The 26,110-nt window shown below is 68.8% G+C and carries 27 protein-coding genes; 19 read left to right on the top strand and 8 right to left on the bottom strand.

The genetic code is table 11. From position 1 onward, the window contains the following. Positions 1-62 precede the first annotated feature (62 nt). The 5 genes from ABZ420_RS18925 to ABZ420_RS18945 all read left to right on the top strand — a co-directional run bounded on the left by ABZ420_RS18925 (position 63) and on the right by ABZ420_RS18945 (position 3,045). Complete coding sequence (locus ABZ420_RS18925; protein WP_039798430.1) at positions 63-326, top strand: phosphoribosyl-ATP diphosphatase; 264 nt, start codon at positions 63-65, stop codon at positions 324-326. Positions 327-370: 44 nt separating this feature from the next. Beyond that, positions 371-1,222: an ATP phosphoribosyltransferase gene (hisG, locus tag ABZ420_RS18930; RefSeq protein WP_357124119.1), complete on the top strand. Its 852-nt coding sequence runs from the start codon at positions 371-373 to the stop codon at positions 1,220-1,222. Positions 1,223-1,335: 113 nt separating this feature from the next. Continuing rightward, a complete protein-coding gene (locus ABZ420_RS18935) occupies positions 1,336-1,470 on the top strand; it encodes a hypothetical protein (RefSeq protein ID WP_267468030.1) in 135 nt (44 codons plus the stop codon). Continuing rightward, positions 1,470-2,663 (top strand): putative sulfate exporter family transporter, encoded by a 1,194-nt coding sequence (locus ABZ420_RS18940; protein WP_357124122.1) that lies wholly within the window; start codon positions 1,470-1,472, stop codon positions 2,661-2,663. The genes ABZ420_RS18935 and ABZ420_RS18940 overlap by 1 nt, the downstream gene beginning before the upstream one ends. Before the next feature lie 151 nt (positions 2,664-2,814). Next, the gene (locus ABZ420_RS18945; RefSeq protein WP_357124125.1) at positions 2,815-3,045 is read left to right on the top strand and encodes a hypothetical protein; all 231 of its coding nucleotides are present in this window, start codon (positions 2,815-2,817) and stop codon (positions 3,043-3,045) included. 4 nt (positions 3,046-3,049) lie between these two features. Here the strand turns inward: ABZ420_RS18945 and ABZ420_RS18950 are convergent, their stop codons facing one another. Next, on the bottom strand, positions 3,050-3,961 hold the full coding sequence (locus ABZ420_RS18950) for a RecB family exonuclease (RefSeq protein ID WP_357124129.1): 912 nt from the start codon (positions 3,959-3,961) through the stop codon (positions 3,050-3,052). Positions 3,962-4,036: 75 nt separating this feature from the next. Here ABZ420_RS18950 and ABZ420_RS18955 point away from each other — a divergent pair, with 75 nt between their 5' ends. Next, positions 4,037-4,870, top strand: a complete 834-nt coding sequence (locus tag ABZ420_RS18955) for a tRNA (adenine-N1)-methyltransferase (protein ID WP_357124132.1) — start codon at positions 4,037-4,039, stop codon at positions 4,868-4,870. 38 nt (positions 4,871-4,908) lie between these two features. Here ABZ420_RS18955 and ABZ420_RS18960 read toward each other — a convergent pair whose 3' ends face one another. After that, on the bottom strand, positions 4,909-5,427 hold the full coding sequence (locus ABZ420_RS18960) for a hypothetical protein (protein WP_357124135.1): 519 nt from the start codon (positions 5,425-5,427) through the stop codon (positions 4,909-4,911). Between the two features lie 178 nt (positions 5,428-5,605). Here ABZ420_RS18960 and arc point away from each other — a divergent pair, with 178 nt between their 5' ends. Next, a complete protein-coding gene (gene arc, locus ABZ420_RS18965; RefSeq protein WP_062972891.1) occupies positions 5,606-7,366 on the top strand; it encodes a proteasome ATPase in 1,761 nt (586 codons plus the stop codon). An 81-nt stretch (positions 7,367-7,447) separates the two neighbouring features. On the opposite strand, the gene ABZ420_RS18970 is transcribed toward arc, so the two are convergent. After that, a complete protein-coding gene (locus ABZ420_RS18970; protein ID WP_357124138.1) occupies positions 7,448-8,458 on the bottom strand; it encodes an RNA polymerase subunit sigma-70 in 1,011 nt (336 codons plus the stop codon). A gap of 104 nt (positions 8,459-8,562) precedes the next feature. Here ABZ420_RS18970 and ABZ420_RS18975 point away from each other — a divergent pair, with 104 nt between their 5' ends. From ABZ420_RS18975 to ABZ420_RS18985, 3 genes are read left to right on the top strand one after another with little or no spacing between them, the layout of a single operon-like run. Further along, the gene (locus ABZ420_RS18975; protein WP_357124141.1) at positions 8,563-8,928 is read left to right on the top strand and encodes a nuclear transport factor 2 family protein; all 366 of its coding nucleotides are present in this window, start codon (positions 8,563-8,565) and stop codon (positions 8,926-8,928) included. Positions 8,929-8,965: 37 nt separating this feature from the next. Next, a complete protein-coding gene (locus ABZ420_RS18980; RefSeq protein WP_357124144.1) occupies positions 8,966-9,631 on the top strand; it encodes a helix-turn-helix domain-containing protein in 666 nt (221 codons plus the stop codon). Then, complete coding sequence (locus ABZ420_RS18985) at positions 9,603-11,117, top strand: glycosyltransferase family 39 protein (RefSeq protein WP_357124147.1); 1,515 nt, start codon at positions 9,603-9,605, stop codon at positions 11,115-11,117. Before ABZ420_RS18980 ends, ABZ420_RS18985 begins: the two co-directional genes overlap by 29 nt. Positions 11,118-11,124: 7 nt before the next feature. Here ABZ420_RS18985 and ABZ420_RS18990 read toward each other — a convergent pair whose 3' ends face one another. After that, positions 11,125-13,134, bottom strand: coding sequence for an acyltransferase family protein (locus tag ABZ420_RS18990; protein ID WP_357124277.1), 2,010 nt, complete (start codon positions 13,132-13,134; stop codon positions 11,125-11,127). Positions 13,135-13,434: 300 nt separating this feature from the next. Here ABZ420_RS18990 and ABZ420_RS18995 point away from each other — a divergent pair, with 300 nt between their 5' ends. Continuing rightward, positions 13,435-13,917, top strand: a complete 483-nt coding sequence (locus ABZ420_RS18995) for a TrkA C-terminal domain-containing protein (RefSeq protein WP_357124150.1) — start codon at positions 13,435-13,437, stop codon at positions 13,915-13,917. Between the two features lie 4 nt (positions 13,918-13,921). Beyond that, positions 13,922-15,103: a cation:proton antiporter gene (locus ABZ420_RS19000; RefSeq protein ID WP_357124153.1), complete on the top strand. Its 1,182-nt coding sequence runs from the start codon at positions 13,922-13,924 to the stop codon at positions 15,101-15,103. Positions 15,104-15,162: 59 nt separating this feature from the next. Here ABZ420_RS19000 and ABZ420_RS19005 read toward each other — a convergent pair whose 3' ends face one another. Then, positions 15,163-15,894 carry a peptidylprolyl isomerase gene (locus ABZ420_RS19005; protein WP_357124156.1) on the bottom strand — a complete coding sequence of 244 codons (732 nt, stop codon included), beginning with the start codon at positions 15,892-15,894 and terminating at the stop codon, positions 15,163-15,165. Between the two features lie 205 nt (positions 15,895-16,099). On the opposite strand from ABZ420_RS19005, the gene ABZ420_RS19010 reads away from it, so the two are divergent. From ABZ420_RS19010 to ABZ420_RS19020, 3 genes are read left to right on the top strand one after another with little or no spacing between them, the layout of a single operon-like run. Further along, entirely contained in the window at positions 16,100-16,936 is an 837-nt protein-coding gene (locus ABZ420_RS19010; RefSeq protein WP_357124159.1) for a nitrilase-related carbon-nitrogen hydrolase, read from the top strand. A gap of 14 nt (positions 16,937-16,950) precedes the next feature. Continuing rightward, positions 16,951-18,372, top strand: coding sequence for a dihydropyrimidinase (hydA, locus tag ABZ420_RS19015; RefSeq protein ID WP_357124163.1), 1,422 nt, complete (start codon positions 16,951-16,953; stop codon positions 18,370-18,372). Positions 18,373-18,406: 34 nt separating this feature from the next. Continuing rightward, positions 18,407-19,453, top strand: coding sequence for a TIGR03842 family LLM class F420-dependent oxidoreductase (locus ABZ420_RS19020; protein WP_357124166.1), 1,047 nt, complete (start codon positions 18,407-18,409; stop codon positions 19,451-19,453). A gap of 67 nt (positions 19,454-19,520) precedes the next feature. Here the strand turns inward: ABZ420_RS19020 and ABZ420_RS19025 are convergent, their stop codons facing one another. Next, the gene (locus ABZ420_RS19025; protein ID WP_357124169.1) at positions 19,521-20,321 is read right to left on the bottom strand and encodes an SDR family oxidoreductase; all 801 of its coding nucleotides are present in this window, start codon (positions 20,319-20,321) and stop codon (positions 19,521-19,523) included. A 169-nt stretch (positions 20,322-20,490) separates the two neighbouring features. Here ABZ420_RS19025 and ABZ420_RS19030 point away from each other — a divergent pair, with 169 nt between their 5' ends. Together ABZ420_RS19030 and ABZ420_RS19035 are read left to right on the top strand one after the other, a co-directional pair. Continuing rightward, positions 20,491-21,057, top strand: a complete 567-nt coding sequence (locus ABZ420_RS19030; RefSeq protein WP_357124172.1) for a TetR/AcrR family transcriptional regulator — start codon at positions 20,491-20,493, stop codon at positions 21,055-21,057. Positions 21,058-21,188: 131 nt separating this feature from the next. Continuing rightward, entirely contained in the window at positions 21,189-22,028 is an 840-nt protein-coding gene (locus ABZ420_RS19035) for an LLM class flavin-dependent oxidoreductase (protein WP_357124175.1), read from the top strand. A 191-nt stretch (positions 22,029-22,219) separates the two neighbouring features. On the opposite strand, the gene bla is transcribed toward ABZ420_RS19035, so the two are convergent. Then, positions 22,220-23,149, bottom strand: coding sequence for a class A beta-lactamase (gene bla / locus ABZ420_RS19040; protein WP_357124178.1), 930 nt, complete (start codon positions 23,147-23,149; stop codon positions 22,220-22,222). A 164-nt stretch (positions 23,150-23,313) separates the two neighbouring features. Between bla and ABZ420_RS19045 the strand changes: the two genes are divergently transcribed. Together ABZ420_RS19045 and ABZ420_RS19050 are read left to right on the top strand one after the other, a co-directional pair. Then, a complete protein-coding gene (locus tag ABZ420_RS19045; RefSeq protein WP_357124181.1) occupies positions 23,314-24,189 on the top strand; it encodes a LysR family transcriptional regulator in 876 nt (291 codons plus the stop codon). Next, a complete protein-coding gene (locus ABZ420_RS19050) occupies positions 24,186-25,085 on the top strand; it encodes a serine hydrolase (protein ID WP_357124184.1) in 900 nt (299 codons plus the stop codon). Before ABZ420_RS19045 ends, ABZ420_RS19050 begins: the two co-directional genes overlap by 4 nt. Positions 25,086-25,185: 100 nt before the next feature. Here ABZ420_RS19050 and ABZ420_RS19055 read toward each other — a convergent pair whose 3' ends face one another. After that, the gene (locus ABZ420_RS19055) at positions 25,186-26,091 is read right to left on the bottom strand and encodes an NAD(P)H-binding protein (RefSeq protein WP_357124187.1); all 906 of its coding nucleotides are present in this window, start codon (positions 26,089-26,091) and stop codon (positions 25,186-25,188) included. Positions 26,092-26,110: the final 19 nt, after the last annotated feature.

Genomic DNA, 26,110 nt, shown 5'->3' on the forward strand with positions numbered 1-26,110 from the left:
GTTCCGGGCCATCGTGGGCCGGAGCAACGGGCCCGCATCCGGGTCTGAAACAATGGCTCATCGTGAAGAACTTCGAATCCCTGTTCGCCGAGCTGCAGGATCGTGCGGTCAACCGCCCCGAGGGGTCCGGAACCGTTGCCGCGCTGGACGCCGGCGTGCATACCCAGGGTAAGAAGGTGCTCGAGGAGGCCGGTGAGGTATGGCTGGCCGCCGAACACGAGAGCGACGAGTCGCTCGCCGAGGAGATCTCCCAGCTGCTGTATTGGGTGCAAGTGCTGATGGTGGGCCGCGGGCTGAAGCTCGAGGACGTGTACCGACATCTGTGACGGCCGTCCGACACCCCGTTTCTCCTTCCGAAAGGACTCCTCCCATGCTGCGCGTCGCAGTTCCCAACAAAGGCGCCCTGTCCGAATCCGCCGTCTCGATCCTCGCGGAAGCGGGCTACCGCAAGCGCACCGATTCGCGTGATCTGACCGTTCTCGACCCGGCCAACCAGGTCGAGTTCTTCTTCCTGCGGCCCAAGGACATCGCCATCTACGTCGGCTCCGGAGAACTCGATCTCGGGATCACCGGACGTGATCTCGCGCTGGATTCCGGCGCGCCGGTGCAGGAACGACTCGCCCTCGGGTTCGGCCGCTCCACCTTCCGCTACGCCGCCCCCGCCGGGCGGGAGTGGAAGGTCGAGGACCTCTACGACAAGCGGATCGCCACCTCCTACCCGAACCTGGTGCTGAGCGATCTGCGCCGCCGGGGCATCGAGGCCGAGGTGATCCGCCTCGACGGCGCGGTGGAGATCTCCATCCAGCTCGGCGTCGCCGACGCGATCGCCGATGTCGTCGGCTCGGGGCGCACGCTGCGCCAGCACAATCTGGTGGCCTTCGGCGAATCGCTGTGCGATTCGGAGGGTGTGCTGGTCGAACGCAAGGACGCCGACCAGAGCGACCGGGCGCGCAACCAGCTCGTCGCCCGGATCCAGGGCGTGGTCTTCGCCCAGCAGTACGTCATGCTGGACTACGACTGCCCGAAGGAACTGCTCGACGAGGCGTTCGTCATCACCCCCGGATTGGAGTCGCCCACCGTCGCGCCGCTGGCCGATACCGGCTGGATGGCCGTGCGGGCGCTCGTTCCGCGCAAACAGAGCAACGAGCTGATGGACCAACTGGCCGATCTGGGCGCCAAAGCCATCCTGGCCACCGACATTCGCTCCTGCCGCGCATTCTGAACGCCGGGTTCGTCCGATACGGCTGATCCGCTCAGGCTGAGCGCAATCGGTGTGCGCTGTGACCGCGTGTTGCTACCGTGCGGCCTCTCGATGAGGAAACGCAAGGAGTCCCCGTGTCACAGTCACCACCCGAGGAACAGTCGGGCAGCACCTTCACCTGGAACGAGGATTGGCTGGCGGCCATCGCCGGGCTGGTGCTGATCGCGCTGGTCCTGCTCGGCGCGATTCCGGACTGGCTGGTGCCGTGATGGCCGAGACCGGCGCCGGAGCGGCGAACGAACCGAACGCCCTGACCGAGAACAGGCCGGCGGCGGGACGCGCCGAGGTGCCATCCTCGGAAACCGAAGCGCTGCAGGCGGTCCCCCGTCCGACAGCCGGCGCCATCGCGGCCGGCATCGTCGTCGTGATCGTGCTCGGCGCCCTCACCCGGTACTTCGAGACGCACGTCCCGCGGTGGTCGGTGGACACGCCGTTCCAGCGGGTCGCCAAGTCGATCGAATTCCCGGTGTACGCCATCGCACTCGGCTTGATCGGCAACGTGGTGCTGACCAAACTGGCTCTGCGCGACCGTCTTTCGGCGGGTTTCCGCACCGAGTTCTTCATCAAGACCGGCGTGGTGCTGCTCGGCGCGTCGATCAATCTGAAGATTTTGGTCACCGCGGCGGGACCGTCGATTCTCCAAGCGCTGCTACTGATCACGGCGGTGTTCGGCTTCACCTGGTGGCTGGGCGGACGCCTGGGGCTGGACGACAAACTGCGTGCGCTGCTGTCCTCGGCGGTGTCGATCTGCGGCGTCAGCGCGGCGATCGCCGCGGCGGGCGCGGTGCAGGCCCGGCGTGAGCAGATCGCCTACGCGGCCTCGCTGGTGATCGTCTTCGCGCTGCCCTCGATCTTCCTGCTGCCCTGGCTGGCGGGAGTGCTCGGGTTGTCCGACGCGGTCGCGGGCGCCTGGATCGGCGGCAATATCGACACCACGGCGGCGGTCGCGGCCTCCGGCGCGATCGCGGGGGAGAAGGCCCTGCAGATCGCCACCATCGTCAAGACCACGCAGAACGCCCTGATCGGCGTCGTCGCGATCGCGCTGACCGCGTACTTCACGCTGCGCGTCGAGCGCAGGCCGGGAGCGGCGCGGCCGTCGGCGCGGCAGTTCTGGGAGCGGTTCCCGAAGTTCGTGCTCGGCTTCATCGCCGCGTCGATCATCGGCACGCTGTACCTGCAGTCGGCGGACAAGAAGTCGGGCGCGGCGCATATCGCGATCGTCAACGATCTGCGCACCTGGTTCCTGATCTTCGCGTTCGTCTCCATCGGCTTGGAGTTCTCGCTGCGCGGCCTGCGGGAAGCGGGGTGGCGGCCGGTGGTGGTGTTCGGGTCGGCGGCTATCGTGAATCTCGCTGTCGGGCTGGGGCTTTCGTTGTTGCTGTTCCATAACTTCACCGTCTGACATTCGCTGTCCGCCGACGAGCGTGCGGCCGAGAACCGGCATTCGATGTCGCCCGATCCCGCGCTCCGGGATCGGGCGGCCGGAATGTTTCCTCGACCGAATGTGCGGTTCGGCTCGGAGACTCCGCGGCCGATCGGGAAGACTGTCCGGCGTGCCGGAAAGCATCGACGACGAGAAGACCGAGACGAGTCCGGGCAGGCGAGCGACCGCCCCGGCAGCGGCGCGCGGAGTCACCGAACGGGGCCCCACGTGGACGCGACTGCGGAACCTGCTGATCATCACCGGCGACGCGGTGCTGGTGGCGGTCCTGATCGGGGCGGTCGTCGTGCTGGGCGAGCGCGGCACGTCCTTGGACTTCCTCGTGGCCGCGCGGGGCCACTAGCCGGTCAGTCCGAGACGGCGTCGGCCAGGGTCTCGTCCGGGGACTCGGCCGCGCCGCCGCTCGGCCAGCCGGGGTAGGGGGGTGGCGTGCCGCCGAACGCCGGGCACAGCGGCTTGTAGTCGCAGTACGAGCACATCCGGCCGGTGTTCGGCGGGAAGTCTCCGGTGCGGCCGGCCTCCAAGATGGCCGCCCACAGCGCGGAGAGCGTGCGCTCGAAGCGCAGCAGCTCCTGCTCGTCGGGGGCGTAGGTGAGGATCTGCTCGTCGGCCAGGTAGATCAGCCGTAGCTGGGCTGGCACCAGGCCGCGGGTGCGCAGGACCACCAGCGCGTAGAACTTCAGCTGGAACAGCGCCTTGGTCTCGTGCGTCGGCCCCGGGACGCGACCGGTCTTGTAATCGACGACGCGCAGGGCGCCGCTCGGCGCGATGTCGATCCGGTCGACGAAGCCGCGTAGCAGCGCGCCGTCGGCGAGTTCGACCTCCACCCGCGCCTCGCGCGATTCCGGGTCGAAACGCGTCGGATCCTCCAGCCGGTAGTAACGGCCCACCAGTGCGCGCACCTCGCCGAGGAAGACGTCGAGCTGCTCGCCGGCGATCAGCTCCGCGACCTCCGGCTGCTCGGCGCGCACCCGCGCCCACGCCGCGGGGACCAGGGCCTCGGCGCGCTCGGGAACCCGCTCGGCCGCGGGCAGCCCGTAGAGATCCTCCAGCACCGCGTGGACCACCGTGCCGCGCACCGCGTGCACCGACGGCTGCTCCGGTATCCGATCGATTGCCCGGAAACGGTATTTCAGCGGACACTGTTTGAAATCCATTGCCCGGGAAGGCGACAGCGCGGGCCGGGCGCGGCTCGCCGTCGCGTCGGGCTCGGAGGTCCGCGCGTCGTCGGCAGGGGGCGTGGACACGGGCGAGCACATACCTGGCAGGCTATCCCGCGGTACCGACACGCCGGTGCCGGACAGCGCGGATTCCAACCAGCGGAACGGAGATTCATGACGGCCAGACGGACCGGGCCATTCACCATCGGTGACCGGGTGCAGCTGACCGATGCCAAGGGGCGCCTGTACACGGTGGTCTTGGAGCCGGGCAAGGAGTTCCACACCCATCGCGGCGGGATCAAGCACGACAGCCTGATCGGCGCCGACGAGGGCAGCGTGGTGCACTCCACCAACGGCACGCCCTACCTCGCGCTGCGTCCGCTGCTGATCGACTACGTGCTGTCCATGCCGCGCGGGGCCGCGGTGATCTACCCCAAGGACGCCGCGCAGATCGTGCACGAGGGCGACGTGTTCCCCGGGGCCCGCGTGCTCGAGGCAGGCGCGGGGTCCGGTGCGCTGACCTGCTCGCTGCTGCGGGCGGTCGGGCCGCAGGGGCAGGTGGTATCCTACGAGATCCGCGCCGACCACGCCGAGCACGCGGTCCGCAACGTGGAGACGTTCTTCGGCGAGCGCCCGGCGAACTGGTCGCTGACCATCGGCGACGTGGCCGACTACACCGGGGAGCCGGTCGACCGCGCCGTGCTGGACATGCTCGCGCCGTGGGACGCGCTACCGGCGGTGTCGAAGGCGCTGGTGCCCGGCGGCGTGCTGATCGTCTACGTGGCCACCGTGACGCAGCTGTCCAAGGTGGTCGAAGCGCTGCGCGAGCAGGAGTGCTGGACCGAGCCGCGCTCCTGGGAGTCGCTGGTGCGCCCGTGGCACGTGGTCGGCCTGGCCGTGCGGCCCGAGCATCGCATGCAGGGTCACACCGCCTTCCTGGTCAGCGCCCGCAGGCTCGCCGAGGGCACCGTCACGCCCAAGCCGCAGCGCAGGCCGTCGAAGGGCTGAGCGCGGCAGGGCGCGACGGGGTGATCGGCGCGCCGGACTCAGGCCGGGACGCAGGGCGCTTGCGCGAAGCCGAGCAGCAGACAGCCGCTCGCGTCCGACAGCTTCCAGGTGCCGTCGACGTTTTCCCAGGTCAGCGGGACGGCCGGAGCGGCGCCGTGCGGCGAGCTGATGGTCACCTGCGCGTTCGCGGTGTTGCCCTGGGTGGTGAGGTCGGCGACGGCGAAGGTCAGCGTGTAGCCCTGCAGGCCGGCGTTCATCTGGTCGATGTTCGCGGTGCGCTTGTCACCGTTGACGATCAGCTTGGACTTCTCCGCGGTGGGTACATTCGGATCGGCGAGCCTGACCAGCATCGCCTGCAAGGTCTCGGCGGTCGGCGCGCCGGCCGCATGGTCACCGTGATCATGGGTACCCGACGCGGCGGCGCTGATGGTGGCGGAGGTCGCCGCACTGGTGGAAGAGTCCTCGTCGGAGCCGCACGCCGCCAACGCGCCGGAGATGGCCAGCGCCGCGGCGGCGGTGGCAAGGGAAACACGCAGGGTTCTCGCGGGAAGGAGCATGGTGGCAACCTTTCGGCTCGGGCGGCGAGCAGGCTCGCCAGGGTCGGGTTAGGGCAGGCTAACATGGTGGTCCGGCCGCCGATCGCGGCCCAGATGTGATCACCACGAAACCATGTCGGAAAGCGAGAACGGGTCGCGCCCGGTAGCGTTGATAGACCGGGACTGGGAGGAGCAGCACATGAGCCCCATCGAGAATTCGGATTCGGCGGCCTGGAGAGAGCTCGAGGCGGTACGCGCCGAAGCGGCTGCACTCCGAAGGCAACTCGCCGACTCGCCGGATCGCACACGGGAATTGGAAGCCCGCATCGATTCGCTGACCATTCGCAACACGAAGCTGATGGACACCCTCAAGGAAGCGCGCCAGCAGTTGGTGGCGCTCCGCGAGGAGGTCGATCGGCTGGGTCAGCCGCCGAGCGGATACGGCATTCTGATCGGTGTGTACGACGATCAGACGGTCGACGTGTTCACTTCGGGTCGCAAGATGCGGTTGACGTGTTCACCGAACATCGAGACCTCGACGCTCGAATACGGTCAGACCGTCCGCCTCAACGAGGCGCTCACGGTCGTCGAGGCCGGGCACTACGACGCGGTCGGCGAGATCGGCACCCTCCGGGAGATCCTCGACGACGGACGTCGCGCCTTGGTCGTCGGCCATGCCGACGAGGAGCGCGTGGTGTGGCTGGCAGGCCCGCTGGCGAAGGTCGCCGAGATGGACGACCTGGACGACCCCGATTCCCCCATTCGCAAGCTGCGGCCGGGCGACTCGCTCCTGGTGGACACGAAGGCCGGATTCGCCTTCGAGCGCATTCCCAAGGCCGAGGTCGAGGACCTCGTGCTGGAGGAGGTGCCCGACGTCGACTACGGCGACATCGGTGGTCTCGGCAGGCAGATCGAGCAGATCCGCGACGCGGTGGAGCTGCCCTTCCTGCACAAGGACCTCTTCCGCGAGTACGCGCTGCGTCCGCCGAAGGGTGTGCTGCTCTACGGTCCCCCCGGTTGCGGCAAGACGCTCATCGCCAAGGCGGTGGCCAACTCGCTGGCCAAGAAGATCGCCGAGGCGCGCGGTGAGGATGCCAAGGAAGCCAAGTCCTACTTCCTGAACATCAAGGGTCCCGAGCTGCTGAACAAGTTCGTGGGCGAGACCGAGCGCCACATCCGGATCATCTTCCAGCGGGCCCGCGAGAAGGCGTCCGAGGGCACGCCGGTGATCGTGTTCTTCGACGAGATGGACTCGATCTTCCGCACCCGCGGCTCGGGCGTCTCCTCGGACGTCGAGACCACGGTGGTGCCCCAGCTGCTGTCGGAGATCGATGGTGTCGAGGGCTTGGAGAACGTCATCGTGATCGGCGCCTCCAACCGTGAGGACATGATCGATCCGGCGATCCTGCGGCCGGGCCGCCTGGACGTGAAGATCAAGATCGAGCGTCCCGACGCGGAGTCGGCGCAGGACATCTTCTCGAAGTACCTCACCGAGCACCTGCCGCTGCACGACGACGACTTGGCCGAGTTCGGCGGCGACAAGAACCTGTGCATCCGCGCGATGATCGAACGGGTCGTCGACCGGATGTACGCCGAAAGCGAGGACAACCGCTTCCTGGAGGTCACCTACGCCAACGGTGACAAAGAGGTCCTGTACTTCAAGGACTTCAACTCCGGCGCCATGATCCAGAACATCGTGGACCGCTCCAAGAAGTACGCCATCAAGGCGGTGCTCGACACCGGCAACCCCGGCCTGCGCATCCAGCATCTCTACGATTCGATCGTGGACGAGTTCTCCGAGAACGAGGACCTGCCCAACACCACGAATCCGGATGACTGGGCCCGCATCTCGGGTAAGAAGGGTGAGCGGATCGTCTACATCCGCACGCTGGTCACCGGCAAGAACGCCAGCGCCAGCCGCGCCATCGACACCGAGTCGAACACCGGTCAGTACCTGTAAAGGTTCGCCGGACCAGGAAGGGCCGCGTCTCCTCGGAGGCGCGGCCCTTTCGCCGTTCGTGCCGGAGCTCGATCGCACCGGTCACGCGGGCGGCGGGCCGGCAGGCAAGCGGTCGGGCAGGCCGAACCGCGGATAGAGAGCGTCGAGGTGGAAACGGGTGATCCTGCCGATGCGATTGCCCGCGGGGGTGAGCACGATCAGGCCGGCCGGAGTCGCGACCGGTCGCAGTGCGTCGTCGAGGTATGCGCCGAACGCGGGCAGGCCGTTGGCGCCCGTCGGCACCAGGTGGATGCGGCGCTCACCACTGTAGGCGAAGGAAGCGGACAGGAATTCCGCGATAGCGGCCGGGCCTTGATACTCGTGCGGCGCGGGAGGCATCGAAAGCCACGCGTCGTCGGTCAGCAGCGCGATCACGCCGTCGACGTCGCCCGAGAGGTATGCCGAGGCGAAGCGGCGTGCGAGATCGTATTCGTCGGGAGCGGCTCGGCGCGGAATTGTGCGACCCCGATGCCGGTCGAGCGACGCCCGTGCGCGTTGCAGCTGTCCCTTGACCACGGTAGGCGTGTCGCCGAGGAGGTCGGCCACCTCGGCGACGGGGAAACCGAGAACATCGCGCAGCACCAGGGTCGCGGCTTGGCGCGGCGAGAGTCGCTGCAAACCCATGACGAAGGCCAGCTCGACCGCTTCGGTGGCCGTGTAGCGGGCCTCCGGACCGGGCGCGGGGTCGGCGATGTCCAGCTTGCTGTCGGGGTACGGCTGCAACCAGCGCACCTCGTCCCGGCGCGTGGGTTCGGGCGGCGAGAACGGTGGCACCGGCTCGGGCGGCATTCGGCGCCGGGCGTCGCGCAGCGCGTTGAGGCACCGGTTGGTGGCGATGCGATACAGCCACGAGCGCAGCGATGACCGCTGCTGGAACCCCGGCAGGCCGCGCCAAGCCGCCAGTAAGGTCTCTTGCACCATGTCCTCGGCATCGGTCAACGAGCCGAGCAGGCGGTAGCAGTGCAGTTCCAGTTCGCGCCGGTACGGATCGGTGAGGATCCGAAACGCCGACTCGTCGCCCGCGCAGGCCCGCTCCAAGGTCGTCTGCTGCACGCCGTCGATGGTGCCAGTTCGTCGTCGGACGTTCCATCGGGCCGCTTTCCGGTGTCACTACCTACAGCACGGCGAAGCGCCGATGCTCACCGGAAGGAGACACAATGTCGGAACCCATCGCACTGCGGACCTCGCTGGCGTTCTATCGCGCCTGGACCGGACACGATTTCGGCAACGCCATGACATACGTCGCCGACGACATCATCTGTGACGCACCGGCCGGGCGGATCGCGGGCGCCGCGGCGTTCCGCGATTTCCTCGAACCGTTCAGCCGGATCCTCACCGACTCGACCTTGCTCGCGTCGTTCGGCGATGACCGCACCGCGCTGCTGATGTACGACACCGTGACCGTTCCGGTTCCGAACGCGCCCGGAGCGGAGTGGCACACGGTGATCGATGGGCGGATCACCTATGTCCGGATCATCTTCGACCGTGCGCCGTTCGACGCGGTCCGGGCCGCCGCGCGCTAGGCAAGAGGGGGTAGGCCGCTCGTGCTAAAATTTGGCCATGCGGCCAGAAATTGATACGAGCGGCCAACGCAAGTCGTTCATCGAGGAGGCCCGGCGGCGGCAGATCATCGCCGCGGCGGTGGAGGTGATCTCCGACGTCGGGTACGCCAGCGCCTCGCTGGCGCGGATCGCGGAGCACGCGGGAATCTCGAAGGGTGTCATCTCCTACCACTTCGAGGGCAAGGACGATCTGATGACGCAGCTGGTCATCCAGCTGTATGTCTCGGCCGCGGAGTACATCGCGCCACGGGTGGGCGCGGCGGCCGGGGCGCGCGCAAGACTGCTTGCCTACCTCGAGTCGAACCTGGGCTTCATCGCGGCGAACACCACTTACGTGGCCGCGCTGGTGGACGTCGTGACGAATCTGCGGGACGCGGACGGTAAACCGAAATTCGCCTCCGCCGACGGGGAACGTGACATCATCGCCCCCCTGGTCGAGATCATGACCGAAGGACAACGCACCGGGGAGTTCGGCGAATTCGATCCGCTGCTGATGGCCAAGTCGATCCGCGACGCCATCGACGGCGCGGCCGGGCGCGCCGTGCGGGAACCGGATTTCGCGATGGACGCCTATTCGGCGCACCTGTGTGGGTTGTTCGACACAGCGACGCGGAAGGCGGGCGAAGGTGACCGACGTGCCGAATGTTCGACAGAAGCCGACTGATTCCGGCGACCCGCTACCGCCGTTCGCCCTCGGCGGTGCGGGCGCGGTGGCGGCGCTCGGCGCGCTGGCGCTGCTGGTCTCCATCGGGCGGTACGGATTCTTCGGTGACGAACTGTATTTCGTCGCGGCTGGGCGCAGGCTCGCGGCCGGCTACGCCGACCAAGGGCCGCTGCTGCCCGCGATCGCCGGGACGATGGACCTGCTCGCCCCGGGTTCGCTGGTGGCGCTGCGTCTTCCGGCCGTGCTGGTCACCGTGGCGGCCGTGCTGGTGTCCGCGCGGATCGCCCGGGAATTCGGCGGCGGCCGCGCGGCGCAGGTGCTGACCGCGACCGCCTACGCCACCTCACCATTCCTGCTGGTGCAGGGCACTCTGCTGGCCACCAACACGATCGACACGGCGCTCTGGGTGGTGGTGAGCTGGCTGGTGGTCCGCTGGGTCCGCACCCGCCGCGACGGCCTGCTGTTCGCCTCGGGGCTGGTCACCGCACTGGATATGCAGGTCAAGTGGTTGATCCCGTTCTTCTGGATCGCGCTCGCGGTCGGGGTGGCGGTCTGTGGGCCGCGTGAGCTGCTGCGCCGCCCCGCACTGTGGTACGGCGGCGCGGTCGTCGCGCTGACCTCGGCGCCCAGCCTGGCGTGGCAGGCGGCGCACGGCTGGCCGCAGCTGCGTCTGGGTGGTGTGGTCGCCGCGGAGCAGGCCACGATCGGCGGCCGGGCTGTCTGGCTGCCGCTGGCGCTCGCCTCGGCCGGCTTGCTCGGCGGCATACTTCTGATCTACGGCGTGTGGACGCTGTTGCGGGCGGAGAGCTGGCGGCCGTACCGATTTCTCGGGCTGTTGCCCTTGGTGCTGGTGGTCGTCTTCATCGCGACCAACGGACGTCCGTACTACGCGGCGGGCTGCTATGGGGTGCTGATCGCGGCCGGCGCGGTGCGCTGGACGGAGAATATGCGGCGCTCGCGGGTGCTGCTCACCGTCCCGGCGGTGGCGATCTCCGCCGCACTGCTGGTGTTCTCGCTGCCGCTGCGTCCGGAGGCGGACATCGAACCGGTCGCCGACCAAGCCGAGGCGGGGCTGGAAATCGCGGTGTACGGGCGATTCGGGTGGTCGGAGCTCGCGACGGGTGTGGCATCCGCGTACGAAGCGCTGCCGGAACAGGAACGGGCGGTGGCGGTGGTGATCGCCGATTCCTATTGGCAGGCAAGCGCTCTGGATGTCGATCGCGCGGCATACGGCTTGCCCGCCGTGTACAGCCCGAACCGCGGTTTCGGATACTTCGGCGCCCCGCCGGACACGGCGACCACGGTGCTGTGGGTGGGCGGCACCGAGGCCGATGTGCTGGCACGCTGCGGGGAGGTGAGCGCGATCGGGCACGTCGACGCCCGGCTGGGATTTCCCGGCGTCACTCGCGCAGTCACCCTCTGGCGCTGCGGGCGACCGCATGAGCCCTGGTCACGGGCCTGGTCGGATATGTTGCGGCTGAACTGAGTCCGCTTCACCACCAGCCGAGGATCGGCGACAAGCGCCTGCCGAGTTCCGGTGCGAGCGAGCGCGAATAGCTGGCGGTGAGGTGGTGCTCGTCGTGATAGATGAGGATGTTGCCCTCGGCGACCGCGCAGACGTCGCGTTCACACAGCGCGTCGGACAGATCCACCGGGAACACGTTGGGGAACGAGGCGGCGAACTCCAGCGCCGGGTTGACGGCATTCAGCGCGGCCGCGCGTGGCATGCCGCAGCTGATCCGGTCGCCCTGCTGGGCGAGGCAGTCGATGGCTCGATACCGCACCCCGTCGCGGCGCAGCCATGGTGTGTCGCGGATAGCGAGCACATTGAGTCCACGGTCGGCCAGCCGGGCCCAGACGTCCAGGTAGTCGCCCGGAGTCTCGTCGCCGTCGCCGTCTCGCGGCCGGGTCGCCGTCGTGAAGACCCACTCCGGGCGTTCGACGGCCAAGCGGTCGATCACCTCCAGCGACCAGTCGCGGCAATCCGGATTCGCTTCGCCCTTGTACATCGGTTCCGCCGCCACCGTCAGCGGGCAGCCCATCTTCAGGTAGACCTCGACCCGGAAGGCGTGCTCGCGAGCGAGCAGGTCCAGGGCCGGTACCCAGTGCTCGGCGTGCGAACTGCCCACCACCGCGAGGGTCCGCTGCGCGTGGGCATCCCCGTAGGTGCAGGTGATGACATCGCGGGTGTCCCAGTCCGCGATGCAGCCGTCGCGAGACGGGTAGGCGGCGTCCGCCGGCGCTTCGTACACGGTCGGACGCATCGGGGCCTCGGGCGTGCTCGCACCGCCGACCAGCGCCTCCGCGCCGGGATAGTGCACCGGTTCCAGCGCCGTCACCGCCCGCGGCGGATTGGCCCTGGTCACCACCTGCTCGCCGACCGACACCGCGAGCACCGCGATGCCCAGCGCCGCGACCAGCCGGCCGGTGTGGCGGGGGCGGACGGGTGTCTCGCGCGCCGAGCGGCCGGACCGCATCCGCAGCGGCTCCTCGACGAACCGGTTCGTCAGATAGGCGAGCACCAGCGATGCCCCGATGACCCCCAAGCCGACGCCGAGTCCGGCGGTCGCGGCTCCGGTCCGCGCCAGGACGAAAATCAGGATCGGCCAATGCCACAGGTACAGCGCGTAGGACAGTTCGCCGAGACGGACCGCCGCCGCAGCGCCGAGCAGCCGGTTGGGCAGCGGTTGCTCGGCGGCGGTCAGGCCGCCGCCCGCGAGGATCAGCGCCAGCGTGGCGCCGACCGGCACCAGCGCGGCGGGACCGGGAAACCGGTCGGCGCCGTCGATCAGCCATCCGCAGGCGAGCACCGTGACCGCACCGAGGACGGCCGCCGCGACCCGCACCGGGCGCGGCGGTGCAAGCCAGGGCGCCACGATCGCCAGCAGGCCGCCGGCCGACAACTCCCAGGCGCGGGCGAAGCTGTCGTAATAATTCCAGCCCTGCTGCACCGCGGTGCCGTGCGCGGCGTAGACGAACGAGGCCACCGTGCCCGCGGCGAGCAGGACGGCCAACACGGGGCGCAGTGCCCCAGGGCGGGCGAAACGCAGGCACAGGGCCGCCGCCCACGCCACGACGAGCATCGCGAGCAGGTAGAACTGCATCTGCACGGCCATCGACCACAGGTGCTGGAGCGGGCTCACCGACGGATCGGCGGCCAGATAGTCCGACCAGGACAGCGCCAGATACCAGTTCTGGTAGTACAGCAGCGACGCCAGCGTCTGCGCCGCCATCTCGCCCCACTGGGTGAACGGACGCAGCAGCACGGTCGCCGCGACCACGGCTGCCAGAAGTGTCACCAGCGCGGGCAGCAATCTACGGGCGAGCCTGCCCGCGGTGTGGAGGACGCGGACGGTGCCGGTGGATTCCGCCCCGCGCAAAAGCGAGCCGGTGAAGAAGAAGCCGGACAGCACCAGGAACACGTCCACGCCGCCCGAGACCCGCCCGAACCAGATGTGGAACGCCACGACCAGCGCTATCGCCACACCGCGCAACCCGTCCAGATCGTGCCGGTATCCGCCGGCGCCCCCGTGCTGCCCCGCCGGGGTGACCGCACCCGGCCGGAGGAGCCGGTTCACCGCTCGGGCGGCCGTCACCGGACTCGCACGGCGCGGTCGCCGCGGCAACGGAATGCAGCGGCTCGGCGACGGGGCGATGTACGGGACATGTCATCTCTCTTACCACGGCCGGTGAACCATAATCCAACTCGCGGCGCCGTTCTGTGGTGCGGAAACGCGCACATTATCCGGACAATTCGGTCACCCATCGGCTGGCCGCCGACGACTGGTCGTTAGGGTGGAATCGTGAACGTTGAGGTGACACCCCTGCCGGGTATCGGTGTGCGTAAGGATTTTCCGCTGACCAATACACGACGCCGGATAGGAGTGATCGTCCATCGCGACGGCACGATGGACCTCATCGTGAGCAAGCCGGACGACCCCGACGAGACCGAACAGGTACCGCTGACGGCGAAGGAGGCGGCGGTGCTGGCCAGCCTGCTCGGTGCGCCGCAACTGGTCGAGCAGCTGCGCGAGGAGCATCGGGAGTTCACCGGGCTGACCACCCGTCAGCTGTCCATCCCGGACCGGTCCCGCTTCGACGGGCGCAGGCTGGGCGAGACCCAGATACGTACCAGGACCAAGGCCTCCATCGTCGCGGTGGTGCGCAGCGGGCAGCCCATTCCGTCCCCGGGACCGGACTTCACCTTCACCGCGGGGGACGTGCTTGTCGTCGTCGGCACCGCGGAGGGTCTGGAGGCCGCCGCCAAGATCCTGTTAGACGGCTGAGCGCATGGTGGCACACGAGACCGCGCTCGCGCTGATCCAGCTGGGCGCGGTATTCTTCGGCCTCGGCCTGCTCGGGCGGATCGCCGCGCGCATCGGCATGTCGCCCATTCCGCTGTACCTGATCGGCGGGCTGGTGTTCGGCACCGGCGGCCTTGTCGAGTTGCGGCAGGCGGACGACTTCATCCACCTCGCCAGCGAGATCGGCGTCGTCCTGCTGCTGTTGCTGCTCGGACTGGAATACAGCGCACCGGAACTGGTCACCGGCATGCGCCGATCGTGGGCCGCGGGTGTGGTGGACCTCGTGCTCAACGCGACCCCGGGTGTGCTCGTCTCGTTCGCGCTCGGCTGGGGGTTCACCGGCGCCATCGCCATGGCCGGAGTCACTTACATCTCCTCCTCGGGCATCGTCGCGAAGGTGCTCAACGATCTGGGCAGGCTCGGTAACCGCGAGACGCCGGTGGTCCTGTCCATCCTGGTGTTCGAGGATCTGGTGATGGCCGGATACCTGCCGGTGCTGACGGCGGTATTGGCCGGTGTGGGCTTCGTCGCCGGACTGAAGACGTTGGGCATCGCCTTGGCGGCGGTCACCGTCGTGCTGATCGTCGCGCTGCGCTACGGCCGCTACGTCTCCGCGATCGTCGACAGTGCCGACCGCGAGATCTTCCTGTTGAAGCTGCTCGGATCCGCGCTTCTGGTGGCGGGCGCGGCCTCCGCGGTCCAGGTATCCGCGGCGGTGGGCGCCTTCCTGCTGGGCATCGCGATCTCGGACTCGACCGCGCACAACGCGACCAAACTGCTGGAACCCCTGCGCGATCTGTTCGCCGCGCTGTTCTTCGTGCTGTTCGGCCTGAGCACCGACCCGGCGAGCATCCCGCCGGTGCTGGGCTGGGCTTGCTTGCTGGCGCTCGTCACCACGGGCAGCAAGATCGCCACCGGCTGGTGGGCGGCCAAGCGGGCCGGCGCCGGCCGCCTCGGCCGGGCGCGCGCGGGCACCGCACTGGTCGCCCACGGCGAGTTCTCCATCGTGATCGCGGGACTCGCCGTCGCCGCGGGCGCGGTCCCGGCCGAATTCGCCGCCCTGGCCACCACCTACGTGCTGTTGATGGCGGTTCTGGGTCCGATCGCCAGCCGGTTCGTCGAGCCGGTCATGGCGCTGGTGCTGCGGCGGCGTGCCGGCGTGTCCTGATCGACGGCGGGCTGAACCCGCGGTGGCGACGCCGGAGCGCACCGCCACCGCGGCGGGATTCAGTTCCGTCCGGCGGCGACGGAATTCAGCACGACCTCGACGGCGGGCTCGCCGTCGGACGAGCCGTCCTTGACGCCCGCGGCGGCGATGGACGACAGAACATCCATGCCCGCGGTGACCCGTCCGAACGGGGTGTAGCTCGGCGGCAGCGGCGCGTCGCGGTAGACCAGGAAGAACTGGCTGCCGTTGGTGCCGGGCCCGGCGTTCGCCATGGCGACCGTACCGGCCGGGTAGGTGGCCCCCGCCAGGTTCTCGTCGGGGAAGAAGTAACCGGGGCCGCCCATGCCGGTGGCGGTCGGGTCGCCGCACTGCAGGACGTAGATGCCTTCGGTGGTCATCCGGTGGCACTTCGTGTGGTCGAAGAACTGCTCACCGGCCAGGAACACGAACGAGTTGACCGTGCGCGGCGCGTGTGCCGCGTCCAGGGCGATGGTCACCGTGCCACAGCTGGTGGTCAGCGTCGCCGTGTATCCGGCGTTGGCATCGATGGTCATGCCGGGTTCGGCGGGCCACTGCTTGCCGTTCGGCTGACCGGCGGCCGGTGCGCCGCAGCCGGCCGGGCCCTGCTCCCGAGCCGGCGCGGGGGTCGCCGAGACGACACCCGTCGCGGACGCCACCAGCGTCACGCCGACGGCGAGTACCCCGAGGATCCGCAGCGATCGCCACGGTAGGCTCCGGCGCCCCGCGCGCCGGCCGTTGACGAGTTCTCGCGCTTGCACTTCGCTGCTCACCGCTGAAAAGCTCCTTCACTCGGGGTTGCGCACCGGACGATGCAGCGCGAATCATTCCATCTCCCCGGCAGTGGTGGGGGAGTACGGCTCGATTTCCGCCTGCGCGGTCGGATGTCAGCGCCTGCGATGGCCGCAGATCGGCCACAAAATGTTTCCGGCAACTTGTTGGACAACAGAATTGGTTCCCGGTGACGTATAACAAAGCATGGGAATCGTTCGAGCGGCGCTGGTCCAAACGAACTGGACCGGCGACAAAGAGTCGATGCTGAAGGCGCACGAGGAATACGCGCGCCGGGCCGCCGCGGAGGGGGCCGCGGTGATCTGCTTCCAAGAGCTGTTCTACGGGCCTTATTTCTGCCAGCGGCAGGACACGGGGTTCTACGACTACGCCGAATCCGTCCCGGGGCCGACCACGGAGCGATTCGCCGCGCTGGCGAAGGAATTGCGCCTGGTGATGATCCTGCCGGTGTACGAGCAGGAACAGCCGGGCCTGCTGTACAACACGGCCGCGGTGCTCGACGCCGACGGCAGCTATCTCGGCAAGTACCGCAAACACCACCTGCCGCACGTGCACGGGTTCTGGGAGAAGTTCTACTTCCGCCCGGGCAACCTGGGCTGGCCGGTGTTCGACACCGCGGTCGGCAGAGTCGGCGTGTACATCTGCTATGACCGGCACTTCCCGGAGGGCTGGCGCGCGCTGGCCCTGTCCGGGGCGGAGATCGTGTTCAACCCGTCGGCCACCTCGCGGGGTCTGTCCGGCTACCTCTGGAAACTGGAACAACCGGCGGCAGCGGTGGCCAACGAGTATTTCATCGGCGCCATCAACCGCGTCGGCGTCGAGGAGTACGGCGACGACGACTTCTACGGAACCAGCTACTTCGTCGACCCGGAAGGCAAGTTCGTCGGTGACGTCGCCTCCGACACCGACCCCGAGCTGGTCGTCCGCGATCTGGACATGGACCTGATCAAGGTGGTGCGCGATCGCTGGGCCTTTTACCGCGACCGCCGCCCCGACGCCTACGGGCCGCTGGTGGCCCCCTGATACCGGGGAACGACATGGCGCGCACTTTCATCCACGGCGGCACGGTCGTCTCCGCCACCGGATCGCAGCCGCTCGACGTGCTGGTCGAGGGCGAGACCATCGTCGCCGTCCTCCAGCCGGGCTCCGCCGCGCTGGGCGCGGACCTCGCCGCCTCCGCCGATCGGGTGCTCGACGCGACCGGCAGATACGTCATCCCCGGCGGTGTGGACGGCCACACCCACATGCAGATGCCCTTCGGCGGGACCCGGGCCTCCGACACCTTCGAGACCGGCACCCGCGCCGCCGCGTGGGGCGGCACCACCACCATCGTCGACTTCGTCGTGCAGAAGCCGGGGGAGCGGGTGCAGGACACCCTGGCCGCCTGGCATGCGAAGGCCGCCGGACAGTGCGCGATCGACTACGGCTTCCATCAGATCATCGGTCAGGTCGACGACGAGTCCTTGAAGGGGATGAGCGAATTGGTGGCCGAGGGGGTCACCAGCTTCAAACTCTTCATGGCCTACCCGGGTGTCTTCTACTCCACCGACGGCCAGATACTGCGCGCCATGCAGTCCGCGGCCGAGCTGGGTGCGCTGCTGATGATGCACGCCGAGAACGGGATCGCCATCGATGTGCTGGTCGAGCAGGCGCTCGCGCGCGGGCAGACCGCGCCGTACTTCCACGGCACGACCAGACCGTGGCAGCTGGAGGAGGAGGCCACCCACCGCGCGATCATGCTGGCCGAGCTGACGGGCGTGCCGCTGTATGTGGTGCATGTGTCGGCCCGGCAGGCGCTGGCCCAGATCGCCGCCGCCCGCGACGCCGGACGCAACGTCTTCGGCGAGACCTGCCCGCAGTACCTGTACCTCTCGCTCGAAGACCAGCTGGGCGCAGCGGGTTTCGAGGGCGCGAAGTGGGTGTGCTCGACACCGCTGCGATCGAAGGCCGAGGGGCATCAGGACGAGCTGTGGCGCTATCTGCGCACCGGTGACGTCACGACCGTGGGCACCGACCACTGCCCGTTCTGCATGAAGGACCAGAAGGAACTGGGTCTCGGCGACTTCAGCAAGATCCCCAACGGCATCGGCGGCGTCGAGCATCGGATGGATCTGATGTTCCAGGGCGTCCGGAGCGGGCGGATCTCGCTGGAACGCTGGGTCGAGGTCTGCTGCACCGCGCCGGCCCGGATGTTCGGCATGTACCCGCGCAAAGGAGTGATCAGCCCGGGGGCGGACGCAGACATCGTCATCTACGACCCGGACGGCCACACCAGCATCGGTCTCGGCAAGACCCACCACATGAACATGGATTACTCGGCCTACGAGGGATTCGAGATCGACGGTCACGTCGACACGGTGCTGTCCCGGGGCCGGGTGGTCGTGGACGGCGGCGGCTATCTCGGTCGCGCGGGACACGGCCGGTTCGTCAAGCGTGACCTCTCGCAGAACCTGATCTGACGCGCCTTTCGATCCTCGAAACGGAGAGTGCCGCATGGACATCGGTCTGGTGCTGCAATGCACGCCCCCGGCCTCGCGAGTGATCGAACTGGCCAGGCTCGCGGAGACGTACGGTTTCTCCCATGTCTGGACCTTCGACTCGCATCTGCTCTGGCAGGAGCCGTACGTCATCTACAGCCAGATCCTGGCCGCCACCCGCAAGGTGATGGTCGGTCCGATGGTGACCAACCCGGCCACCCGGGACTGGACGGTGACCGCGTCGACCTTCGCCACGCTCAACGAGATGTTCGGCAACCGCACACTGTGCGGGATCGGCCGCGGTGACTCGGCGGTGCGCACGCAAGGCGGGAAACCCGCCACCCTGGCAACACTGCGGCAAGCGGTGGAGGTGATCCGGGAGCTGGGCAACGGGCGCAGCGCGCGAATCGACGACACGGTGGTCCGGCTGCCGTGGGCGGCCGACTCGCGGCTGGAGGTATGGGTAGCGGGCTACGGGCCACGTGCTCTCGACTTGACCGGCGCGGTCGCGGACGGCTTCATCCTGCAGCTGGCCGACCCGGACATCACCGCCTGGACCATCGGGCGGGTGCGCGCGGCGGCCGAGCGCGCGGGCCGGGACCCGGCGACGGTGCGGATCTGCGTCGCCGCGCCCGCTTACGTCACCGACGGGACGGACGCGGCGCTGGCGCACGCGCGCCGACAGTGCCGATGGTTCGGCGGGATGGTCGGCAACCACGTGGCGGAGATCGTCGCGAGATACGGGACGACGGGCGATATTCCGGCCGCCCTCACCGACTACGTCGAAGGCAGGCAAGGCTACGACTACAACCAGCACGGACGCGCGGACAACATGCACGCCGAGTTCGTACCCGACGCCATCATGGACCGCTTCTGCCTGCTGGGCACGCCCGACGACCAGCTGTCCCGGTTGCGCGGCCTCGCGGAGCTCGGCGTGGACCAATTCGCCGTCTATCTCCAGCACGACGCGAAAACCGCGACCCTCCAGGCATACGGTGAATCGGTGCTGCCGCGTCTCGCTCCCCTCGTGACCGCTACCCAGTCCGCCGAAGGGAGCGACTAGCGTGGTCGATCACGTCTTCGGACTCCCCTCCACGGCCGGGCCGTCGCTCAACGCGAGGTGAGAGGGTTCAGCTGTTCTTGAAGGGGTTGAGGGTCTTGCCGGCGAGGTAGCCCAGACGTACGGGCAGGGGCTTCATGGCGGCGGCGGAGATCTTGTTGACGATGCCGGGGATGCACACGGGTTTGCCCTTCATGACGGCGTCCCAGCCTTCGGTGACGACGGCTTCCGGCTGCTGCCACATGATGCGGGGCAGGTGGTTGGCTTGGTCTCGGGTACCCATGACGTCGTGGAATTCGGTGTGGGTGAAGCCGGGGCACAGGGCGGTCACGTGGATGCCGTGCGGTTTGAGTTCCATGTCCAGGGCTTGTGAGATGTTGAGGACGTAGGACTTGATCCCGGTGTAGAGCAAGCTCGCCGCTGGTGGTGCGAACGCGGCGACCGAGGACAGGTTGATGATGCGGCCCCAGCCGCGTTTCTTCATGCCGGGGATGACCAGGTGGGCGAGTTCGGTCTGAGCGGTCACCATCAGTTGGATCTCTGCGGCCAGGGTGTCCCAGGGAGTGTCGGCGAAGGCGGTCTTTCCCGACAGCCCGGCGTTGTTGATCAGGACGTCGATGTCCAGTCCCCGCTCGTCGGCGTAGCCGAGGATGGCGGCCGGGGCGGCGGGGTCGGTGAGGTCGGCGGCGAACACCTCATAGCGCTGCGCGCCGTGCTGCTGGGTCAGCTCCGCGGCCAGCTCCTGGAGCCGGTCGGCGCGGCGTGCGACCAGCAGGAGATGGTAGCCGCGGGCGGCTAGGTGGCGGGCGAACGTCGCGCCGATGCCGGCGGACGCGCCGGTGATCAGCGCGGTGTGAGTGGATGCGGTCATGGGATCCTTCGTTCGAGCGGGGGCCGACAAGTGGGGCGGATCAGGCGGGCGGGCCGGGCAGCTCGCGGGGCCCGGGTGTGAAGGCGGGCCGTGCCTCAGCCCACCTTTCTTGAATGGCACTCGAGAAAGCTAGCTCCTTCTTGATCGCCATTCAAGATAGGGTGCTGGGGTGCCCCGGAATCGACGCCCGCAGGACCGCGAGGAGAAGCGCGAGGAGATCGTCGCCGCCGCGCAGCGCCTGTTCATCGACGACAGCTACGAGTCGGCGTCGATGGGGCAGATCGCCAAGGCCGCCGGCGTCACGGTCAACACGATCTACTGGTACTTCCGCGACAAGGACGAGCTGCTCATCGCCGTCCTGGACCGTCTCCTGGCCGAGGCGCTCACCTCCTACACAGAGATCGACGGCCTGCCATTGAACGAGCGACTGCTGTGGGTGGTCAACCAGTTGGAACGGCTGCACGGGCTCGTCAACACCGTGCACACCCGCGCCTTGGCCTCCCCTGCCATCGATACCTGGCACACCGGGTTCCATCACCTGGCCGATTCCCTGTTCACCGACGACCTCCGCGCGCTCGGCGCCGCCGAGACCGACCTCGCCACCATGACCGCCATCGGCACCTTCGTCATCGAAGGCCTCCTCACCCACCAGCGCGACGACGAGGGCAAGCGAGCCGTGATCGACCTGCTCGTCCACAGCCTGACCGCCGCCTCCGGCAGAACCGGGGCGAGCTGATCTGCGCGACACTGCAACGATCCCTACCGGCCAACCTCGGTGGTCAGGCAGATCGCGGGTTGCGTCTTTACTGCTGATGGACAGCGAGGGTCCTGTTCGGAATCGCCATCGGCCTGAATAGCCTGACAGGCATGCAAATCGGTGTGAACGTCCCCAACTTCGGCCCAGGCGCGACCCCCGACCGGCTGCTCGCTTGGGCTCGCACGGTCGAAGGTCTCGGCTACGACCTGCTGTTGACGTCGGATCATGTCACCATCACACCCGACGTTGCTGAGCAGTACCCGGCGCCGTTCTACGAACCGTTCACCATGCTGAGCTGGCTGGCCGGCCAGACCGGCACGATCAAGCTCGGCACCACCGTGCTGATCGCACCGTACCGGCATCCGCTGCTGGTCGCCCGGATGGCGGCAAACCTGCACCAGCTCAGCAAGGGAAGGTTCGTGCTAGGCGTCGGGGTCGGCTGGGCGCAGCAGGAGTTCGATGCCCTCGGGCTCGATTTCCGCCGCCGCGGCAAGCAGACCGACGAGCTGCTGGAGGTCCTCACCGCCGCCTGGCAGAACATCGACGATTACGGTACCTGCGACATCCCGATCTGGGTCGGCGGCCTCACCGATGCCGCCCAGCGCCGCGCGATCCGCTACGGCGCGGCCTGGCACCCCCTGCGTCAGTCGATGCCATGGATGCGCGACGCCGTCGAGCGTTTCCGGCGGACCGCCGACGAGCAAGGCCGACCGGTTCCGGGCTTCGCGCCGCGGATCATGCTCCGGCGTACCCGTGAGCCGCTGTCGGACGAGACCCGCCGCGCCGGCGAAGGATCTATCGACCAGATCCTCGCCGACCTCGCCGAGCTTCGCCTACTCGGCGCGCACACCATCGTGCTCGACCCGTTCGCCGGCGACCCGGGCGAGACCGAACACCCCGAAATCGCCTGGCATGCGCTGGCCGCGGTCAGGGAGGGAATGGAGAACTGAGCGGAAAGGTTGCTGCGCCGGCGCTCACCGTAGTGCGGCGGCAATGGTGTCGACTCGGTTGGTCCAGACGAGCCCGGTCGTTGCTCTTGACATCACCGCAGGGCGGACCGGCGTCCCGAATATCTGCTGTCACATGACGGGAGCAATTCCAGTCGGCCGGTGACGGCGCCCTGCGGCAAGGGGCGCCCGGTCTACCCGAGCGCACCGACCGCGGCGCGGGCGGCCTCGGCGACGAGAGGGTTGTCGGCTTCGGCGTTCCGCTCGAACTTCGTGGACAGCACGGCGATGACGAGCGGGGCGCGTCCGGGCGGCCAAGCGATCGCGACGTCGAGCGCGCCGCCGTAAGCGGGGCTACCGGTCTTGTCGCCGACCGTCCAGTCGGCGGGCAGCGCGGCACGAATGCGTGCGTCTCCCGTCTTGGCGGCGACCAGCCACGACTTCAACCGCGCTCGCTCGGGTTCGGCGAGAATGTCGCCGAGGACGAGGTTGCGGTAGTCGGTGGCGAGGGCGGCGGCTGTGGTGGTGTCCCGCTCGTCGCCGGGAATGGCGGTGTTCAACTCGGGCTCCCAGCGGTCCAGGCGGGAGGTGGTGTCGCCGATGGACCGCAGGAACGCGGTAAAACCTTCCGGGCCGCCGAGAAGCTTCAGCAGCTGGTTGCCCGCGGTGTTGTCGGACAGGGTGATCGTGGCATCGCACAGCTCGGAGACGGTCATGCCGGTGTCGACGTGTTTCTCCGCCACCGGCGAGTTGTCGACGAGTTCGGACCGGGAATAGTGGATCACCTGATCGAAGTAACCCGTTGCCAGGGGATGGTCGCGCAGGAGGGCCCCACACGCGAGACCTTTGAAGGTGGAGGCGATCGGGAATCTCTCCCCGTCTCGATGGCCAACGGTGCGGCCGGTGCCGATATCTAACGCGTACACACCCAAGCGTGCGGAGTGTGTCGTCTCCATCTCGGCGAACTGCGGATTCGCGGCCGCGGGCGTGGTGTTCGGGGCCGCCGGCGCATCGGCGCCGGACCCGCACGCGGCGGTGGCCAGGGACAGCGCGGACACCGCCACAGCGGCGAGGAGCCGGCGCCGATCGAGCGGGGCACGGTGAGCGAAGTCGGAAAAAGTCACTGCCGCACCACATCATCGCCGCCGCCGACGACGCCAATAGCCGGCCTCGGCGCGGGCGAGTCGACTTGGATATCGTCGCAGGTTCGCTCGCGGTTCGGCGTCGGCCGGAGCTCCCGTGGGGACAGCGGAATCGATGTCGGCGAATCCGCTGGTTCAATGACCGCATGGACCTGATCCGCCACCTTCGGTTCTTCGTCTCCGTCGCGGATGAAGGACATTTCGGCAGGGCGGCGGCCGCGCTGGACATGACTCAGCCTCCGCTGTCGCAGGGACTCAGACGGCTCGAACGGCATCTCGGCGTCGACCTCATTCGCCGCACCCGGCAAGGAGCCGTGCTCACCTCGGCCGGTGCGCAGTTGCTCCCGCGCGCTCGGCTGCTCGTGGACGACGCCGAGCGCCTGCTCGCCGAGTCGCACCGCATCGCGAACGCCCACGGCGCCGTGCACTGGGGTGCTATCGCGGCGCTGCCCGATCGGGTGGTCACGGCCTGTGTCGGGGCCTTGCGCACCGTGGTCGCACCGGGTGCCGCGGTGTCCACGAGGGTGGGCACGAGCGTCGATCTGGTCGCCGATGTGCGCGCCGGAATGTTCGATGTGGCGGTCATCGAGCATCCCGCCCTGGTCGACGGGGTCGAGGTGCGTCCGGTCGTCAAGGTGCCGCGCTGGCTCGTGGTGCCGTCGGATCATCGCAGCGCGGCCGCCGAACGCCCCACCTTCCCCATGCTCGCGGGGTTGCACTTCGCTTGTCCGCCGCGCGCGGCCAATCCGCCCGCCTTCGACACCGTCGTGGACCTGCTGCGTGAGCGCGGGTTGGACGCACCGACCGTCCCCGCGCCCGACGACCGCACCATGTTCGCGGCGGTGGCGGCCGGGACGAGTTTCGGTCTCACTGCCGTGGCTCCGTCGGACACGCCCGGCGTGACGTGGCTGCGCGTCGCGCCGCAGGCGGTCGCGCTGCGCGTCCGCGTCGTCCACCGCCCCGGCGCCGACGCCCATGCCGACGCGGTCGACCGGATGCTCTATCGGGAGCGGCTGCGGTGAGCACTGCCGAGGACCGGATCCGCGCCGTGTTCGCCGATGCCGGATGCAGCGGGTGGCTGCACGCGCGCCGGTGCGACGGCTCCGCGATCGAGATCTCCGTGGGCGGCGACGAACGGGTGGTGCTCGCGTCGGTGTACAAGTTGCCGCTGTTCGTCGCGTTCTGCCGCCTCGTCGACGCCGGGCGCATCGACCCGGCTTCCCGGCTGACGGTGCTCCCGTCCGACTGCACGCCGGGACCCACCGGCATCGCCGTCATGCGCGACCCTGTGACCATGAGCCTGCGCGACCTCGCGACGTCGATGATGACCGTCTCCGACAACGCCGCGGCCGATGTTCTGCTCGGCGCGACGGGCCTCGGTGCGGTCGAGGGCCTGCTGGACGACCTGGGCCTTACCCGCACCCGGATCGTGGGCGGCACGGCCGACCTGCACCGCAGCCTCGTCCGCGACACCGACACCCACACCACCGCCGAGGCGTTCGCCGTGCTCGCCGAGAACGACGACGCATGGTCGGTGTCGGCGTACGACCCGTCGTACACCAGCGCGACGACACCGGAGGAAATGACCCGTCTCCTGCGCGCACTGTGGAGCGGCGCGGTGCTGTCCGACGAGCAGACCGAATTCGTCCGCACCGTCATGCGCCACCAAGTCTGGCCGCACCGCGTCACCGCCGGATTCCCCTACCGCAGCGTGTCGGTCGCAGGCAAAACCGGAACAATCGGGGTCATCCGCAACGAGGTGGCGGTCGTCGAATTCCCCGGCGAGCACCCCGTCGCGGTCGCGATATTCACCCGGGCGGCCCGTGCGGACCCGCACCTGCCCGTTGTCGACGCCGCCATCGCCGAAACCGCCCGCATCGCCGTCACCGAACTCCGCCTTCCCTTACCACAAGGGTGACGGGACAGACGTATCGCCCATGGCAGTGCTTTCGGGCACACTGTCGACGTGCCCGACCGCGACTTCGGTGAGGCCCTCTCCACCTGGATTCCTGCGGCAGTCAGCCGAGGTAGAAGTCCTTGCGGACGGCGACGAACTCCTCGACGGTCAGGGGCCGCTTCCCGGTGATGCGCTCGACGTCGATGGTCGCTCTGTCGTAACGGTTCGCGCGGTGCAGCTGGGCCATGGTCGCGATGTGCTGCTCGGTGTGCTGTGGCAGGCCCGCGTTCGCGAGTACCTCTGTGCGCCACCATTGCAGGGGGACGTCCAGATAGGTCACCGTGCGGCCGAGCGCCCTGGAGAACTCCTGGGCTACTTCGGTCATGTCGAGTGCCCGCGGTCCGGTCAGCTCGTACACCTTCGCTGCGTGCTCCCTGGGAGCGCGCAGGATGGCCGCGACCACCTGGGCGACGTCGTCGGCGGCGACCGGCGAGGTGCGTCCGGTCCCGAACGGCAGCGCCAGCGTGCCGTTCTCGCGGATCGACCGCGCCGCGAGGGTGGTGAACAACGGATTGTCGAGGAACGTCGTCGGGCGCACGTGCACCACGGGCAGGCCCGACCAGTCCAGCACCTGTTCCGCCAGCCAGTGCAGCCGTTGCTGGTGGGATTCCGCGGTGCTGGTGGCGGTCATCTGCGACACCGTCATCTGCGACATGTCCACCAGTACGTCGAGTTCGCCGTGCGCCTTCGCGACCGTGGCCATGACGGTCGCCGCCAGCAGGTGGTCCGGGGACACACCGAGCCCGAAATACGCGCGGCGGACGCCGTCGAGCGCGGCCGCCACCGTTTCGGGGCGGGTCAGGTCCCCGGTGACGGCCTCGGCGCCCAATGCCCGCACGGCGGCCGCGCGGTCGTCCTCGCGGCGGATCAGGACGCGGACCGGCACGTTCTGTGCGCGCAGCCGCTCGGTGACGAGGCGGCCCACGCCGCCGGCGCCGGTGACGAGAACGAGGTCGTGATCAGCCATCCGTGGCTTCCTTCCGGAG

Source organism: Nocardia sp. NPDC005745 (assembly GCF_040630775.1).
Taxonomy (GTDB): Bacteria; Actinomycetota; Actinomycetes; order Mycobacteriales; family Mycobacteriaceae; genus Nocardia.

Excerpts from the sequence above, each read along its gene's own strand:
- ABZ420_RS18950 (WP_357124129.1), bottom strand. The coding sequence starts at position 3,961 with ATGTGCTCGCCCGTGTCCACGCCCCCTGCCGACGACGCGCGGACCTCC.
- ABZ420_RS18975 (WP_357124141.1), top strand. The coding sequence starts at position 8,563 with ATGTCGGAACCCATCGCACTGCGGACCTCGCTGGCGTTCTATCGCGCC.
- ABZ420_RS19020 (WP_357124166.1), top strand. The coding sequence starts at position 18,407 with ATGGACATCGGTCTGGTGCTGCAATGCACGCCCCCGGCCTCGCGAGTG.
- ABZ420_RS19055 (WP_357124187.1), bottom strand. The coding sequence starts at position 26,091 with ATGGCTGATCACGACCTCGTTCTCGTCACCGGCGCCGGCGGCGTGGGC.
- hydA (WP_357124163.1), top strand. The coding sequence starts at position 16,951 with ATGGCGCGCACTTTCATCCACGGCGGCACGGTCGTCTCCGCCACCGGA.
- ABZ420_RS19025 (WP_357124169.1), bottom strand. The coding sequence starts at position 20,321 with ATGACCGCATCCACTCACACCGCGCTGATCACCGGCGCGTCCGCCGGC.
- ABZ420_RS19000 (WP_357124153.1), top strand. The coding sequence starts at position 13,922 with ATGGTGGCACACGAGACCGCGCTCGCGCTGATCCAGCTGGGCGCGGTA.
- ABZ420_RS18940 (WP_357124122.1), top strand. The coding sequence starts at position 1,470 with ATGGCCGAGACCGGCGCCGGAGCGGCGAACGAACCGAACGCCCTGACC.
- ABZ420_RS18960 (WP_357124135.1), bottom strand. The coding sequence starts at position 5,427 with ATGCTCCTTCCCGCGAGAACCCTGCGTGTTTCCCTTGCCACCGCCGCC.
- hisG (WP_357124119.1), top strand. The coding sequence starts at position 371 with ATGCTGCGCGTCGCAGTTCCCAACAAAGGCGCCCTGTCCGAATCCGCC.
- ABZ420_RS19035 (WP_357124175.1), top strand. The coding sequence starts at position 21,189 with ATGCAAATCGGTGTGAACGTCCCCAACTTCGGCCCAGGCGCGACCCCC.
- ABZ420_RS18955 (WP_357124132.1), top strand. The coding sequence starts at position 4,037 with ATGACGGCCAGACGGACCGGGCCATTCACCATCGGTGACCGGGTGCAG.
- ABZ420_RS19045 (WP_357124181.1), top strand. The coding sequence starts at position 23,314 with ATGGACCTGATCCGCCACCTTCGGTTCTTCGTCTCCGTCGCGGATGAA.
- ABZ420_RS18980 (WP_357124144.1), top strand. The coding sequence starts at position 8,966 with ATGCGGCCAGAAATTGATACGAGCGGCCAACGCAAGTCGTTCATCGAG.
- arc (WP_062972891.1), top strand. The coding sequence starts at position 5,606 with ATGAGCCCCATCGAGAATTCGGATTCGGCGGCCTGGAGAGAGCTCGAG.
- ABZ420_RS19010 (WP_357124159.1), top strand. The coding sequence starts at position 16,100 with ATGGGAATCGTTCGAGCGGCGCTGGTCCAAACGAACTGGACCGGCGAC.